The 14,186-nt window shown below is 45.8% G+C and carries 13 protein-coding genes; 4 read left to right on the top strand and 9 right to left on the bottom strand.

Annotation, left to right across the window (positions count from 1 at the left end; translation table 11 throughout):
- The first annotated feature begins 17 nt into the window (after positions 1-17).
- The 3 genes from LZG73_RS19490 (at position 18) to LZG73_RS19480 (ending at position 4,873) form a co-directional block, all read left to right on the top strand.
- A complete protein-coding gene (locus LZG73_RS19490) occupies positions 18-1,592 on the top strand; it encodes a RagB/SusD family nutrient uptake outer membrane protein (RefSeq protein ID WP_233853694.1) in 1,575 nt (524 codons plus the stop codon).
- 128 nt (positions 1,593-1,720) lie between these two features.
- Positions 1,721-3,787 (top strand): sialate O-acetylesterase, encoded by a 2,067-nt coding sequence (locus tag LZG73_RS19485; protein ID WP_233853685.1) that lies wholly within the window; start codon positions 1,721-1,723, stop codon positions 3,785-3,787.
- A gap of 78 nt (positions 3,788-3,865) precedes the next feature.
- On the top strand, positions 3,866-4,873 hold the full coding sequence (locus LZG73_RS19480) for a two-component regulator propeller domain-containing protein (protein ID WP_233853677.1): 1,008 nt from the start codon (positions 3,866-3,868) through the stop codon (positions 4,871-4,873).
- Between the two features lie 64 nt (positions 4,874-4,937).
- Here the strand turns inward: LZG73_RS19480 and LZG73_RS19475 are convergent, their stop codons facing one another.
- The 9 genes from LZG73_RS19475 to LZG73_RS19435 all read right to left on the bottom strand — a co-directional run bounded on the left by LZG73_RS19475 (position 4,938) and on the right by LZG73_RS19435 (position 13,424).
- On the bottom strand, positions 4,938-5,717 hold the full coding sequence (locus tag LZG73_RS19475) for a TIGR00266 family protein (RefSeq protein ID WP_233853675.1): 780 nt from the start codon (positions 5,715-5,717) through the stop codon (positions 4,938-4,940).
- Positions 5,718-5,769: 52 nt separating this feature from the next.
- Positions 5,770-6,024 carry a hypothetical protein gene (locus tag LZG73_RS19470; RefSeq protein ID WP_233853673.1) on the bottom strand — a complete coding sequence of 85 codons (255 nt, stop codon included), beginning with the start codon at positions 6,022-6,024 and terminating at the stop codon, positions 5,770-5,772.
- Between the two features lie 95 nt (positions 6,025-6,119).
- The gene (gene gltX / locus LZG73_RS19465; protein WP_233853671.1) at positions 6,120-7,670 is read right to left on the bottom strand and encodes a glutamate--tRNA ligase; all 1,551 of its coding nucleotides are present in this window, start codon (positions 7,668-7,670) and stop codon (positions 6,120-6,122) included.
- Between the two features lie 38 nt (positions 7,671-7,708).
- Entirely contained in the window at positions 7,709-8,077 is a 369-nt protein-coding gene (locus tag LZG73_RS19460; protein WP_233853669.1) for a Rid family detoxifying hydrolase, read from the bottom strand.
- Between the two features lie 54 nt (positions 8,078-8,131).
- The gene (locus LZG73_RS19455) at positions 8,132-8,650 is read right to left on the bottom strand and encodes an acyl-CoA thioesterase (protein WP_233853665.1); all 519 of its coding nucleotides are present in this window, start codon (positions 8,648-8,650) and stop codon (positions 8,132-8,134) included.
- 16 nt (positions 8,651-8,666) lie between these two features.
- Entirely contained in the window at positions 8,667-9,524 is an 858-nt protein-coding gene (locus tag LZG73_RS19450) for an outer membrane beta-barrel protein (RefSeq protein WP_233853664.1), read from the bottom strand.
- 167 nt (positions 9,525-9,691) lie between these two features.
- Positions 9,692-10,387, bottom strand: a complete 696-nt coding sequence (locus tag LZG73_RS19445; RefSeq protein WP_233853663.1) for a head GIN domain-containing protein — start codon at positions 10,385-10,387, stop codon at positions 9,692-9,694.
- 68 nt (positions 10,388-10,455) lie between these two features.
- Positions 10,456-13,020 carry a PspC domain-containing protein gene (locus tag LZG73_RS19440; RefSeq protein WP_233853662.1) on the bottom strand — a complete coding sequence of 855 codons (2,565 nt, stop codon included), beginning with the start codon at positions 13,018-13,020 and terminating at the stop codon, positions 10,456-10,458.
- 29 nt (positions 13,021-13,049) lie between these two features.
- The gene (locus tag LZG73_RS19435) at positions 13,050-13,424 is read right to left on the bottom strand and encodes a PadR family transcriptional regulator (protein ID WP_026631159.1); all 375 of its coding nucleotides are present in this window, start codon (positions 13,422-13,424) and stop codon (positions 13,050-13,052) included.
- 234 nt (positions 13,425-13,658) lie between these two features.
- On the opposite strand from LZG73_RS19435, the gene LZG73_RS19430 reads away from it, so the two are divergent.
- Positions 13,659-14,168: a dihydrofolate reductase gene (locus LZG73_RS19430; RefSeq protein ID WP_233853660.1), complete on the top strand. Its 510-nt coding sequence runs from the start codon at positions 13,659-13,661 to the stop codon at positions 14,166-14,168.
- Positions 14,169-14,186: the final 18 nt, after the last annotated feature.

Raw genomic sequence — 14,186 nt, 5'->3', positions numbered from 1 at the left:
GAAAATAGAAACTTGACATGAAGCTAAATAAATTAAGAAATATAGGTACAGCAATCCTGTGCGGCGCTATCTTACTAGGCCCAACCAGTTGCTCGGACTTCCTGGATGAGCAAGATCCTTCCAACCTTACGCCGGAAAGCTATTACACCATTCCGGATCACGCCGAGGCGGCAGTGGCTGCAACTTATGCAGGCATGCGCTTCTACGGTGACGGCGCGGGTATTTTCTCTGCCAACTGGCAATTGCTGGAAGCAGTAACAGGCACCGCTACAACTGAAACTGGTCAGAATTCTGACTTGAACAACTTGTACTCCCTGACTTACGATGGTAACACGGGACACATTGTAAACTGGTGGAACGGATTATACCGGATGATCGCCAATGCCAACCTGGCAATCGAGAAGATCCCGACGATCCCATTCCTGGCGCCTGCAACAGAAGCTCAAAAAACCAAATTGATTGGCGAAGCTCGTTTTCTGAGAGCGTGGGCTTATTTCTATGCAGTAAGACTTTGGGGCGATGTGCCATTGGTAACAAAACCACAAACGGCTACATCGGAAGACTTCTTTTCAAAAAGAGCTTCTCAGGAAGAAGTTTACAAGCTGATCGTAGAAGATTTGCAGGCTGCTGAGGCTGCGGGTCTCCCGGTTTTCGAATCCAGCGGTCGTGCTACCCAAATTGCTACCAAAGCATTGTTGTCAAAAGTGTATCTGACAATGGCCGGGTTCCCGTTGAGCAAAGGTGCGAGCCACTACAAGCTTGCTGCTGACAAAGCTTTTGAAGTAATTACTTATTCAAAAGCCAATCCTACGACTGTAAACCTGTTCCCTACTTACAAAGAGATTCATACAGAATCACTTAAAAACCGTCTGGAACATTTGCTGCAAATTCAGTATAACGTGTCCGTGGCAGCTTTCCCGTTGAATGACTACTTCCCTAACTTCAAGGCTGTAACTTATTCAGGCCCGGGTGGAACAGGAAGTACGATCCCGACACCTTCTTTCTACAATTCTTTTGATGACAAAGATTTGCGCAAGAAAGATCAGGAAGGCTGGTTCTACACGACTTACTATACGAATGGAAATGGTGCGAAATTTGATCTGGGTGCACCTTATGTATTCAAGCATTTCAACCAGGCTGCATTGGGCGGACCGGGCATCACCCCTACCCGTAACAACAACCTGAACGTAAACCTGATCCGTTACGCCGAAGTACTTTTGATATATGCAGAAGCACAAAACGAACTGGGCGGACCAACTGCGGAAGCTTACGCGGCTTACAAAAGAATCCGCGACCGTGCTCAGCTGACTACGCCGGCAATGGCTACATTCACGCAGGCTTCTTTCCGTGAGGCGGTATGGCGCGAGCGCTGGTATGAATTCTGCTACGAAGGCATTACCTGGTTTGACATGGTTCGGTTGCGTAAAGTGTTTAATGAAAAAACAAAAGGATTTGACAATTTCGTAGGTCACCTTAACCTGAATGTTGGATCTGGTGTTGCATTGCAGGAAAAACACTTGCTGTTCCCGTTGGGAATCCAGGAAATGAAAAACAACCCTGGCTTGACTCCTCAGAACCCAGGTTACAATTAAGACTTAGAATATGTTTGCTAAGAGCCGGTTCAGTTTTTGGACCGGCTCTTTTTTTATGCAATAAGGATAGCCGCAACAGCGTAATTAAAGTTAAATTGAACATTCAGTCGGGTTTTCAAATTAGGTTTATGCCAAAGACGCTACGAACACATTGCATTGTTTTATTCAAAAGCTTCACAGCAATTGTTGGCTTTCTTTTTGCGGCACTATTGCTAATGTTGGCCTGTTCTGCAAATGCGCAAATAACTTTAACCACGCCCACCACGAATCAGATCGTCCAGCGCGACACGGCAGGATCAGCTCAAATTGCTATAACTGGTTATGCTTTTCAACCTTATGCAAGCATTGAAGGACGCCTCACGCCCATTGAAGGCAATGTGCATAAAGTCAAAACCTGGACCTTTGACGAGGAGCAGATCCGTCAGGGATTTCTAACCGCATTGATTAAAGCAGAAACGGGCTGGTATCGCCTCGAAATCTCCGCCATCAAGCGTAATGGCGGCATTGATTCTGTTTCGGTGGCTAGGCTTGGCGTAGGAGAAGTCTTTCTTGTAGCGGGAAACTCCAATGCAATGGGCTTGCCTGGGTTAGGAGCGAAAAGTGCTTCTGATCAGGTGATTTCCATGAATGCCGTGAATAAAGCATTGAATGCAGATAACATCACTGTTGCGCCGAATGCGCCCATGCCGAAACCTTCATTTGATGTTTTGTCAAAAGATAATTTCATTTTTCCTTCCGGTGAAACGGCCTGGTATTGGGGAGAATTGGGTGATATGCTGTCGAAAAGACTGAAAACGCCCATTCTTTTTTTCAATGCAGCTTGGGCTGCGGCTAATTCGGAAAGTTACCGTGATGCGGCTTCTGGGAAGGATGCTTTTAATCCTTATGTTGGCAAATCTTGGCCAAACAGACAGCCTTACTCCAACATTGTTAACACAATTCGCCACATGAATTCGTGGCTCGGCATTAGAGCGGTGCTTTGGTCGCATGGTGAAAATGATGCGCAGTTGAAATTCACAGAGCAGGGTTACTTTACCAACATTCAAACTTTAATCACAAATGCGCGAGCCGACGCAGGTTACAATGTGCCCTGGATCATTGCCAAAAACTCGGCCAGCAACATTATTAAAGAGCCCTATTTGCCAATCATCAATGCACAAAACAGGCTGTCCTCATTAAAAGGCTTCAACACATTCCCCGGCCCAAATCTGGATACGATCCAAATTCCACGCCCCGTTTCAGAGCATTTTGAAAATGTCTCGGGCGGCATTCAGGGACTGACATTGGCTGCCACAGCCTGGAACCGCGCATTGACTGACTCTCTTTTTAAGAAAATTATCCCTTTACAGCCTGCCAACTCGATCCACACAGGCGTAACGCCTTCCACCGCTTTTCCCGGTGCATCTTTTTACATGGGTTACAAAATCCTCGGCACGAGCGAAGAAGGACTTTCCTTGCGAGCAGAATTATTTGATGAAAACGAAAAGTTCGTAGACACTGTGGGCATAGGAAGTGAAAATCCTTTGCTTATCAACCTTCCAGTTAATCTTGCGGACGGAAATTACAGCATTCGCCTCGCGGGAACATCGCCTAATCTTGCAGGAAGCTTTTCTACATTATTTTATGTCAATTCCGCTTACAGGTCTGTACAGATTGTAAACTCAATTTATGCGGTTAAAACAAATCAAAGCATTAACCTGAACTGGTTAACATCCGCAAGTCCGGGCATGCACCTTCTGATTTTGGAAAAAACAACAGATGGCGAGAATTACACAGATTTGGAACAATACAACGTTCCTGATAATGGAAGAAGCTCAGGCTTGTATGCTTACACGGACACCCAAACCGATGCAAAAACGATATTTTATCGCGTGAGAATGGAATACGTGGATGGTCGCTTCTCCTATTCGCCCATTGTGACCATTCTCGAACCTGGCGCGGTGCCAAGACTTATTACCTTCCCTAATCCCGTGACCAGACAAGCATTCTATATTCAAACAAATGAAACAGGCTTCGCTCCACAATTCGCTCTTTTCGATGTAGCCGGACGCGAGCATCCCATCTTTATCTCGGATCGCGAAATCATTGGTTTGTTAGCCATTCGCCCGATCCATTCATTGCCAGCTGGCATTTACATATTGCGCATCGTTACAGAAACCGGCGCTAGCACGCAGAAAATGGTTGTCATCGATTAACACAATGACAATCAATCATTTCCAACGATTTCTTGAAAATTGGTGTCAATTCTGAAAACAAACCAAACCCTGATCCTCATGAGAAGCTCTGCATTGATTTTCGCACTGATGATTTTGTTAAGCTCTTGCAAAAAGGATTCCTCGGATGTCACTCCCGACGGCCGTGTGCTTTCAGATATTGCGTTAAAAGATTTTTTCATCACCAGCATTGCGTTTGACAAAAGAGGCAATGCCTGGCTCGGAACGCTGAGTCAGGGATTGATCAAATTCGATGGTGTAACGGCCAAAATTTTCGATTCGTCCAATTCCATCATCACAAAGGCCGCTATTATGGACATTGAAGTTGATAAGGCTGGTAATGTTTGGATCGGCAGCAATGATCTGATCAAATACAACGGATCAAAATTCACGAGATTTGAAGCCAGTGCATTTGGCCTTCCCAAAAACTCAGTCCGGTCCATTGCAATCGATGCCAATGATGACGTTTGGTTTTCTTGCAGCAGTTTTCAATCAGGCGGATTGGTGAAATATGACGGATCAATATTCAAAACCTTCACTCCGGCCAATTCCAAACTGCCAGGAAATTTAATACAAGACATTAAAGTTGACCAGTCCAATCAGGTTTGGGTGGCGCTTAATGATGGCGCTGATGACGGCTCCCTTGCCAAAATAGGCCCCGATGACATCATTTCAGTTGTTGGATCAAAAGAGTTAGGCTTTAAACCTTATTATTTCGGAAACATTGCCGTCAACACAAACAATGAACTGGTCGCGTCCATTGATTATGGCTTGTCGAGTTTAATGATCGCCGGAAGGCCACAGATTTTCAAGTTCAATGGCAGCAAAGCGCAAATTGTTAGCTTGCCTGATGAACAATCGGTGATTTACAGCACCCAATCGATTTACTCGGATAAAAACGGAAATCTTTGGGCATCCTTTTCCGGCGCCGACAAGGAATATGGCATTTTCAATGGCAAAGAATGGAAATTCAAAAAATCAGGCACAAGCGGAATATTCGTCTTTGCTGAAAGCCCTAATGGCGAAATGTGGCTGGGAACCGGCGAAGGTCTTTATATTGTGAAATAAAAAAAAGCAAGCACTTTCGCGCTTGCCTTAGAATGTACACTTTGGCCGCCCGGCGGCGGAAGTATCAGTCTTCAAATAATCTCCCCAAACCACCAATAACCGAACCGCTTTCTTTTCCTGAATTAGGCCCCATCACGGCCAGGCGCTGAATCAATTTAGAAATCGGCATCGACTGGATCCAGCAACGCCCGGTTCCGCGCAATGTGGCCAGGAACATTCCTTCTCCGCCAAAGACCATTGATTTTAAACCACCGGAACGCTGAATGTCGAAGCTTAGCGATTGTTCAAAAGCAACTACACAGCCTGTGTCTATGCGAATGGATTCGTTATTCAACTGTCGCTCGATCACCACGCCGCCCGCATGCACGAACGCCATTCCATCGCCTTTGATTTTTTGTAATATAAAACCTTCGCCACCAAATAAGCCGGAGCCAAAACGCTGGTTGAAATGAATTTTCATGCTCGTTCCCATTGCAGCGCATAGGAAGCCATCTTTCTGGACGATCAGCTCATTTCCGTATATTTTGGAAAGATCAATCGGCATTACGGTCCCCGGGTAAGGCGCTGCAAAAGCGACTTTTTTCTTGCCATAGCCTCTATTTGTAAAGTGAGTCATGAAGAGCGATTCTCCGGTGATTAACCGCGTTCCTGCCTGGAAAATCTTGCCCATAATGCTCTGGTTCGCTTCCGACCCGTCGCCCATTTTGGTTTCAAACTGAATGCCGTCTTCCATGAACAGCATTGCGCCTGCTTCTGCAATCACGGTTTCGTTTGGATCCAGCTCAATTTCTACGACCTGGATATCGTCGCCAATAATTTTGTAATCGATTTCGTGAGAGATCATCTTTGCGTAAAAGGTTTAATTTGATAGTAAGCTGAACTGCAATGACCACTTGCTACTCTTCTTCCTCCTCCTCTTCCTCACTGGTCTTCTTCTTTTTGCGGGTCTTCCGGCCAGGAATGTCCTCCCGGTCGCGGAGCTTTTTGTCATCCACATTTTTGTTCAAAAATTCATTGATACGGTCCATATCAAAGCTCGTGGTGATCTCACCAAATGAATTGATTTGAATATCAAAACCATCCAGGTCTTTGTGAACCCGGGGCTTTTCCGCAGCTGGTTTGGTCGTATCGTTTGGTTTCTTCTTAGCCATGTGTCTCGCCGCAAAGCGGTCATTTCGAATGATTACTAAATTATGGAACCGATTACTCTTTTCAAGTCAGTTTAATTCCAACGGTTATATCACAATTATGCCAGGCGAATTTGCGCTGGTAAGCGGGTTAAGGCGTTTTCAAGCCTTGTCACTGCTTCATCTTTGCCCAGGATTTCCATGATCACCATCAGGTCCGGGCCATGGCCTTCGCCTGTTAATGCAAGGCGTAATGCCTGCATGATTTTACCCATTTTTATACCAAGCGATTCCATTGTTTCCGCCAGTTTCGCTTTAATGTGATCGGCAGTAAAATCCCCCTCAAATGTTGCTAGCGCATCTTTGAAACCGGAGATTGCATTAACTGCTTGTTCATCCCATTTTTTCAAAACCACTTCCTGATCGTAAGATTCGGGAGCGTTAAACAAAAAGACAGATTCACTGACAATTTCCTTTACAAAATGCACTCTATCTTTTAATAAAAACACAATCTGTGAAACCTGCTGATCCGAAACTTCAATTTGCGCTGCCTTAAAGAGTGGTTTTGCTTGCTCGATAAGCGTTGCATCGTCCAGGTTTTTGAGATATTGCTGGTTGAACCAATTTGCTTTCTGAATGTCGAATCTAGCTCCGGCCTTATGCACGCGGTCAAAGCTGAATGCGGCGATCAGCTCTTCCATATTGAAAAGCTCCTGCTCGGTTCCTGCATTCCAGCCTAGTAAGGCGAGAAAATTGGCCGTTGCATCCGCGAAATAACCTTCTTCTCTGAATCCTCTTGCTTTGTCGCCCGTGTTCGGATCGGTCCATTCGAGGGGGAAGATCGGGAAGCCTCCGAGATCTGCGTCCCGCTTGGATAACTTACCGTTTCCATCTGGTTTTAACAAAAGTGGAAGGTGCGCGAATTGCGGCATGGTGCTTTCCCAGCCTAAATATCTGTAAAGCAAAACGTGCAATGGAGCCGATGGAAGCCATTCTTCACCGCGGATCACGTGCGTAATGCCCATCAAATGATCATCCACAATGTTGGCCAAATGGTAAGTGGGCATGCCGTCGGATTTCAAAAGCACCTTATCATCAATTTGCGATGAATGCACCACAACCCAGCCGCGAATGAGGTCATTGAAACGAATGTCTTCCTTGGGCATGATCTTCATCCGGATCACATACGCTTCGCCGCTATCAAGTCTGGATTTGGTTTCTTCCGCAGACAATGTCAATGAATTCGTCATTTCCATCCGTGTGATTGCATTGTATTGTGCCGCAGCAACTTTGGCGGCTTCCAGCCGTTTTCTCATCGCATCCAACTCTTCGGCTGTATCGAAGGCATAATAAGCTTTTCCTTCGGCAACGAGCCTTTCTGCGTATTCGCGATACATTTCTTTTCTTTCCGACTGGCGGTAAGGCGCGTGTGGGCCGCCTTGCTGCGGGCCTTCGTCAATGGTGATTCCAAGCCATTGCAATGCTTCCAAAACATATTCTTCCGCGCCGGGAACGAAGCGGTTCTGGTCTGTATCTTCAATGCGAAGCAACATTTGGCCACCCTGCTGGCGTGCAAACAAATAGTTATACAAAGCAGTGCGAACGCCGCCTGCGTGCAGCGGGCCGGTCGGGCTGGGGGCAAATCTTACCCGGACAGGTTTATTACTCATTATAATATCTTAAATTTTACTGGATGATTTCTTGCGTCCTACTCGACCGCAACAACGGATATTTCCACATTCACGTCCTTAGGCAGACGCGCAACCTGCACGGTTTCGCGGGCAGGCGGTTCTTTGGTAAAAAAGCTGCCATAAATCTCATTCACAGCCGCAAAGTCGTCCATATTTTTTAGAAAAATCGTCGACTTCACCACATTCTGGAAACCCAATTTGGCGGCGCCGAGAATGTGCCCGATGTTTTGCATTACAATGCCCGTTTCGGCTTTAATGTCACCGGATTTGGCAAGCTCGGCTGCAATTTGACCCGAAACATAAAGGGTTCCGTTTATTTTGACGGCCTGGCTGTAAGGTCCGATCGGAGCAGGCGCTTTATCTGAAAATATGATCTCTTTTGGCATAACTTGAATGGATTTATGCCGTAAAAATACCAAAAATATAGCAGGAAGCCTGACTTAATTAACCTGAAAAAGTGCTTTCAATTCGATCGCATCCGCAGGTTTCATACGACCGGCCAAGACGAGCCGCAATTGACGGCGGCGAAGTGCGCTCAGATACAATTCATGTTCTTCAGTTGTTTCTGGTTCCAGCGGTGGAACCTCAATAGGGCGGCCGTTTTGATCCACGGCGACGAATGTGTAAAAAGCGCGGTTTGTGCTCACACGCTGCCCAGCCGGAATATCTTCTGCCCAAACTTCCAAAAAAACTTCCATCGAAGAATTAAATGCGCGGGTCACTTTCGCCTGCATCGTCACAATGTTACCGAGCTTAATAGGCTCTGTAAATGACACATTATCCACGGAAGCCGTTACTACAATGCGGTTCGAATGTTTCTGCGCAGCAATGGCGGCGCAGATGTCCATCCAATGTAAAAGCCTGCCTCCCATCAGATTATTCAATGTATTGGTGTCATTGGGAAGCACCATTTCGGTCATGGTAACCTCCGACTGATGCGGATGTTTGGGCTTTAACATATAAAGGATTGGTTTTTTAAAATTTAGGACAACGGGTTTTCTTGCGCTCCCTGGCTTGATGGCGGTTACCGAGCAGGTAAGTGCCACGTAATTGAAAGAATAAATAACTGTCTTTGCTTTTGGCACTTCCGCGGTTCCAGCCGGGCTGCCGAGGTTCGAGGCCAATTTCGGGCGAACGGTCTGAAAGTCGCCTGGCGAGGTCGCTGGGCAGTTGATCGGGATTGGGATAAAATGTGCTTACATCGTCCAGATAATCAGAATTCACAAAGTTGTTACAAAGCTCCAAGCCCAGACTTAACCGCTCTGTCGTTTTGACAGAAACACCAATTCCGGCTGTAAAAACCAATGGTAACCGGCTGTATTTAATGCCTTCCGTCCGCAATGGCGCCAGACTGTGCCATTCGCCGTCGATTTTTGCTTTTGGATTTAATAATGTAAACCCTATGCCTCCAAAAAGATAAGGATTAATGCGTGCGTGGCTATTAAATGAATACAAATCCGCCTGAATGCCCAGGTTAATGTCGGGATTGAAAGTTTTGAAAGAAAGGTTATTCTGCGCGTTTTTGGAATATTTTTGGTCAGCTGAAACTTTATAAAACCGCAATTCGCCGCGCGCGCTAACATGCTCTGTCAACCGATAAAGGCCACCGACTGAAATGGAAGGTCCTAATCCCAAATGCTTCATATTGATGCCATCGCTCAGATCGCCCATATAATAGGCCACGCCCACGCCCGCAGTCACGCTCATCACGCCAAAGGGATTGACGTATTTTCCGGATCGGCTTTGTGCAACTGCTTCCCACGCAGTCAGAAATGAAAGAATCAGGATAAATGCCTTGATAACAGCATATTTCGGGGAACGCACACTTCTCATTTTCCTCAGATAAAAGTTTTTGAATAGATCACTAATTGAAGAATGACAGAGAAGGAAAGTCTGTAAATATATTACTCTTAACCTGATTTGTTGCTTTTTGAAAAGTTACACAAACAAAAAAGCCGACAGAAGCCGGCTCTTTGTTCACTTATGTAGGAATGGTTATGCTAGTCTCTCTTAACCGAACTCGCTCCCGAAGTGCTCGAATGAATGTCTTTCGCTGAGCCGGAGTAACGAATGCTGCTTGCCCCGCTGGCTTCTGCATGCACGACATTGCTGGCAACCACGGCCGCGCTGCTCGCTCCTGACGCGTCAATGTTCACCGTTTTGGCAGAAAACTCTCTTCCCTTAAAAGAAGAAGCACCCGAAACTTCACCACTCAACATATCACCTTGTCCAACCAGGATGAGCGACGAAGCGCCTGACAAATCGAAGTTGACCTTGGGCGCTGAAAAGTCCATATTCACCTGTGAGGCGCCGGAAACTTCAATGTCCATATTTTTGACACCCGTAAAATGGGCAACATTGGCCTTGCAAGCACCTGAAAAGTCCACGCCGTCCAGGGAAGGCATGGTGATGTCGACAAGCACCGTTTTTCTGTTTTTATTCCAATTATTGCCTTTGTATCCCAAATGCAGCGCATCGCCCTTAACAGATGCTTCCAAATCGTCCAGATCTTCGCTGCGGCCGCTGGTTGAAATGCTGTATTTGCTTCCTTGCTTCACTTCAATCTTGAATGCACTGCCCATTTCGAGCTTGCTGAAACCTGATAAATTAAAATTTCTGGTTTCCTGCGCATGAGCAGCCACGGAAAACACAAGCGTCATCAGGACTGCAAGGGAGAATGCGGTTAATTTTTTCATGGAATTAATTGATAAGATGATTTTTGAAAAGATGTCTTGCGCGTGTAAAAAGTTGCACAGACGCTGATTTATTCCTGCACATTGATTCTGCTTGCTCCATTTGCATTTCTGGTCAGATTCGGGATGCGGCCCAGTTCTATTTTTGATGCGCCGGATGCTTCTACATCAGCATTTTGAATGTTCATTTCTGTGGCGACGATTTTACAAGCACCGCTTGCATCAATGTTCGCCGACTTGGCTCCGCCTTTCAAAAATGCCTTCGAAGCTCCTGTCACGCCAACCCTAAGCTGCTCGGTCTGCACATCAATTTCAGTTTGCGAAGCGCCGGAAATGTCCACATCCAGTTTACGAAGCCCTGTGAAGCCCGTCAGCCTCGTTTTGTTTGCTCCGGAAAGAGACACGCCGTCGATCAGGGGCATCGTAATGATCAACCCAATGCGTTTCCATTTGTCCGAATCGAAAATAGAATATTCAGAATTCCTTTTCACATGCAATGTTCCCCCATCAACCGTCACTTCCAAATCATCCACTTCTTCCTGGTTCTCGCTATCGGCCGAAACACTGAATGTTGTTCCCTGGCGCACCAGGATTGAATAAGCGCCACCAATATCGATTCTGTTGAATTCGCCGACCGGAAATTGTTTGATGTAATTTCCACGCTCGCCAAGCTCAATGTTGCTGTCGTCGTCGTTAATGTCAAAACTATAACTTTCCGAATCCTCATCACTGTTGCTTTCCTCAGCCAAAATAAATTTCGCAGGCAAGTTGATACAAATCAATCCTGAGTCGCTTTTCACCACCCAACGCAATTGATCCCAGGCAATTTCGCTGTTATCAACATCATAGCGTCTCAGCATCTGGTGTCTGCTTTCCCAGTGTGTCAGATTATGATAAAAATCGCGGGTCATGTTGAAGGGCTTGTTGTAAGGCAAATTTACCGTGATATCAATGCGCTGATCGCGAAAACGGCCACCCTTTCCAAACACAGGACCGTCGTTGAAAGTAAAAACCGAGTCTTTGACATCAATGTTATAGGTCAAAGCCAGCGCATTTTTCTCTGCATCTTCCCGCGTTGCACCGCGTGAAACCAGTCTTTTGTCCAACTTAACACTGTCTGCTGCGTTGTAACCTTCCAGACTGATCTGCACGTCCACATTATCATCATCATCCGTATAGTTGTGGTCCAACGTCAATGTGCCTTGCGGCAATGCGTAGAATGTTGATTGAAGCACTTCTCCGCGTCTTGCAAAATTCCTTTGGTAAGATATTCCACCGATTGTGCTGCCGATAATCCCTACGATCCAAAGCCCGAGTAAAGTGAGCCAAACCGTGCCGCCAACCACTTTTTTATTGGATAAAAGCGTTAATCCCAGCAAAAGAAAAGTAATGAATGGAATCGCCGAGGCTAGCAAAGCCGACAAAATCAGCGTATCAGGCAATTCCTGAAAAATCAGAAACGGGATCGGCAGATTGTCAAAGGGAACCGAATTGGTCACACCCAAAGCCACCGCACCGCCCACGACTAGTGAAAGCAATGCTATGACCGCCATTGCGATCAGTGAAGCACCAATTAAAATTCGCAATATCGGGCCGAGGCCTTTTAGTAATCGACCAAGCGCTCCTATAATGGCTGCAATGGCACGAAAAGGGAAAAGTAAAATTTTTGTTATGCCATGCTCTTCGCCCGATCTCTCGTCCAGATTCAGACTTTGTTTAATGTTTGATTCAATGTTGGATAATGTAATCGGCTCGCCTTGCATTTCCATTTTTTCAGTGAGCGTGTTTGCGACCGGCGCAATGACCCAAAGGATGATGTAAACCAAAACACCAGTTCCGAAAAGTAAGATGGATAACACCCAAAGAAACCTTACAACGCCCAGATCTACACCAAAATAAGAAGCGACACCCGCTGCAACGCCACCCACAACTTTGCGGTCCGGATCGCGATAGAACTTCTTGATTTTTGTATCTTCTTCCAAAGTCGTAGAACCTGGAAATGCAACCCACATGGCAATGTAAACGAGCACCATAAAGCCTGAAAGCGGGCCAAATTCATCCTCCATATCCAAGTTCATCATCCCGGAACCGGCCGGTAATCCAATCACCATGAACAAGAACGCAAGCCTGACCCAAATCGGATCAATGGTAAAGTAATTTGCAAGTCCGGCCGCAACGCCACCGATCAGTTTGCGACGCAAGTCCCGGAAAAGTTTCCGTGGAGCAGAAGTTGGCGAAGGCTCAGCTTTCGGAGCGCTATATGATGAAGAAGATGAGGCAGTTGTTGAGGAATAAGTTTCTTCTTTTGGCGCATAACCCTTAGAAGCAGCAGATTCCAATGGATCGGCAAGAATATCTTCTGCTTGTTCAATGGCCTCAAAGTCAGCCACTGTTCCCATTGCAGCAATGAGTTCGTCCACGTCAGAAAGCGAAATCACCTGCTTTGCTTCTGCTTTTTGTTTGTTCAAAAACCGCTCGGCAATCCTTCCTTCAATGTCAGATAGAATCTCTTTGCTGTCTGCAAAAGAAGAAAAATATTTCTGGATCGAAGAAAGATAACCTTTGAGTTTTTCGTAACCATCTTCCTCAATATGGAAGATAATGCCACCTATATTAATGCTGATTGTCTTTTTCATGATTGTAATAATCGAATGTCTCTAAATGATCAGTTAGGTTCAGGAAGATTGGAAGAAGCTGTTTTGCTCAATTCCTCTGTGCGGTGTATAACAGTTTGCACAGACTCCGCCAGTTCAAACCAGGTGGCTTGCATTGCATCCAGGAATATTTTCCCCTCATCAGTCAAAACATAATACTTTCTTGGCGGGCCCGAAGAGGACTCCACCCATTTATAATCCAGCCAGCCAGAATTTTTTAACCTGGTAAGGAGTGGATAAAGCGTTCCTTCTACAACCATTATTCGCGCAGAAGTCAGCTCATCCAGCATATCCGAAGCGTAAACCTCGCCCCTGGATATGATGTGCAGGATGCAGAATTCCAAGATTCCCTTCCGCATCTGCACTTGGGCATTTTCAATATTCATGTGGTTTCATGTGTTTATTAAATGTAACAGTTCATGGCTAACAGACAGGATTTTACCTTCTGGTATTACAAAGGTATACACAGGTACTTTGCGATGCAAGGTACTAGGCTAGAAAGATTGCTTGGATCGGATGAATGGTAACTTTGAGCGGTTGATCGGCAGAAAATTAGTATTAGCATCCTAGCCTCATTATTTTAAATTACATTTTGTAAAAAACATCATAACCTAACTGCCTTGATTAACCAGCCTGCACTCTACATGATCGCCGCAATGAGCGAAAACCGTGTTATTGGAAAAGAAAATCGCCTGCCCTGGCATTTGCCCGACGAATGGAAACATTTTCGGAAAGTAACCCAAGGAAAATCCTTCATTATGGGCCGGAAAAGCTTTGAAGCGCCGGATGCACTGCATTCAGATAATAAGAATGTGATCCTTACCTCTGACACTGCTCTGCCAGGCGACCCTGCCACATTATACGCAAAAGATATTCCTTCCGCGCTGGCGTTACTTTCTGGGGAAGATGCCGTATTTGTATTGGGCGGCGCTTCTGTTTTTTTGAAAATGCTGCCGCTCGCACAAAGGCTGTATTTAACAATTGTTCACGCGGAAGTTGAAGGCGACGCATTTTTTCCCTTTGTAAACCAGGATGACTGGGAACTGACGGGTTCAGAATTTCATGAAAAAGATGAAGGCCATGCTTATTCTTTTTCTATGAATGTTTACGAAAGGAAAAACACTGGCTGAGCATTGCCAATTCCATTA

The sequence above is a fragment of the Dyadobacter sp. CY326 genome (assembly GCF_021390515.1).
Lineage (GTDB): Bacteria > Bacteroidota > Bacteroidia > Cytophagales > Spirosomataceae > Dyadobacter.
This window is presented reverse-complemented; position numbering and strand designations above follow the sequence as displayed.

Bases quoted from the DNA above. Each gene is read 5' to 3' on its own strand.
- LZG73_RS19435 (WP_026631159.1), bottom strand. From the start codon at position 13,424: ATGAATATTGAAAATGCCCAAGTGCAGATGCGGAAGGGAATCTTGGAA.
- LZG73_RS19460 (WP_233853669.1), bottom strand. From the start codon at position 8,077: ATGCCAAAAGAGATCATATTTTCAGATAAAGCGCCTGCTCCGATCGGA.
- LZG73_RS19440 (WP_233853662.1), bottom strand. From the start codon at position 13,020: ATGAAAAAGACAATCAGCATTAATATAGGTGGCATTATCTTCCATATT.
- gltX (WP_233853671.1), bottom strand. From the start codon at position 7,670: ATGAGTAATAAACCTGTCCGGGTAAGATTTGCCCCCAGCCCGACCGGC.
- LZG73_RS19445 (WP_233853663.1), bottom strand. From the start codon at position 10,387: ATGAAAAAATTAACCGCATTCTCCCTTGCAGTCCTGATGACGCTTGTG.
- LZG73_RS19455 (WP_233853665.1), bottom strand. From the start codon at position 8,650: ATGTTAAAGCCCAAACATCCGCATCAGTCGGAGGTTACCATGACCGAA.
- LZG73_RS19470 (WP_233853673.1), bottom strand. From the start codon at position 6,024: ATGGCTAAGAAGAAACCAAACGATACGACCAAACCAGCTGCGGAAAAG.
- LZG73_RS19480 (WP_233853677.1), top strand. From the start codon at position 3,866: ATGAGAAGCTCTGCATTGATTTTCGCACTGATGATTTTGTTAAGCTCT.
- LZG73_RS19485 (WP_233853685.1), top strand. From the start codon at position 1,721: ATGCCAAAGACGCTACGAACACATTGCATTGTTTTATTCAAAAGCTTC.
- LZG73_RS19475 (WP_233853675.1), bottom strand. From the start codon at position 5,717: ATGATCTCTCACGAAATCGATTACAAAATTATTGGCGACGATATCCAG.
- LZG73_RS19490 (WP_233853694.1), top strand. From the start codon at position 18: ATGAAGCTAAATAAATTAAGAAATATAGGTACAGCAATCCTGTGCGGC.
- LZG73_RS19450 (WP_233853664.1), bottom strand. From the start codon at position 9,524: ATGAGAAGTGTGCGTTCCCCGAAATATGCTGTTATCAAGGCATTTATC.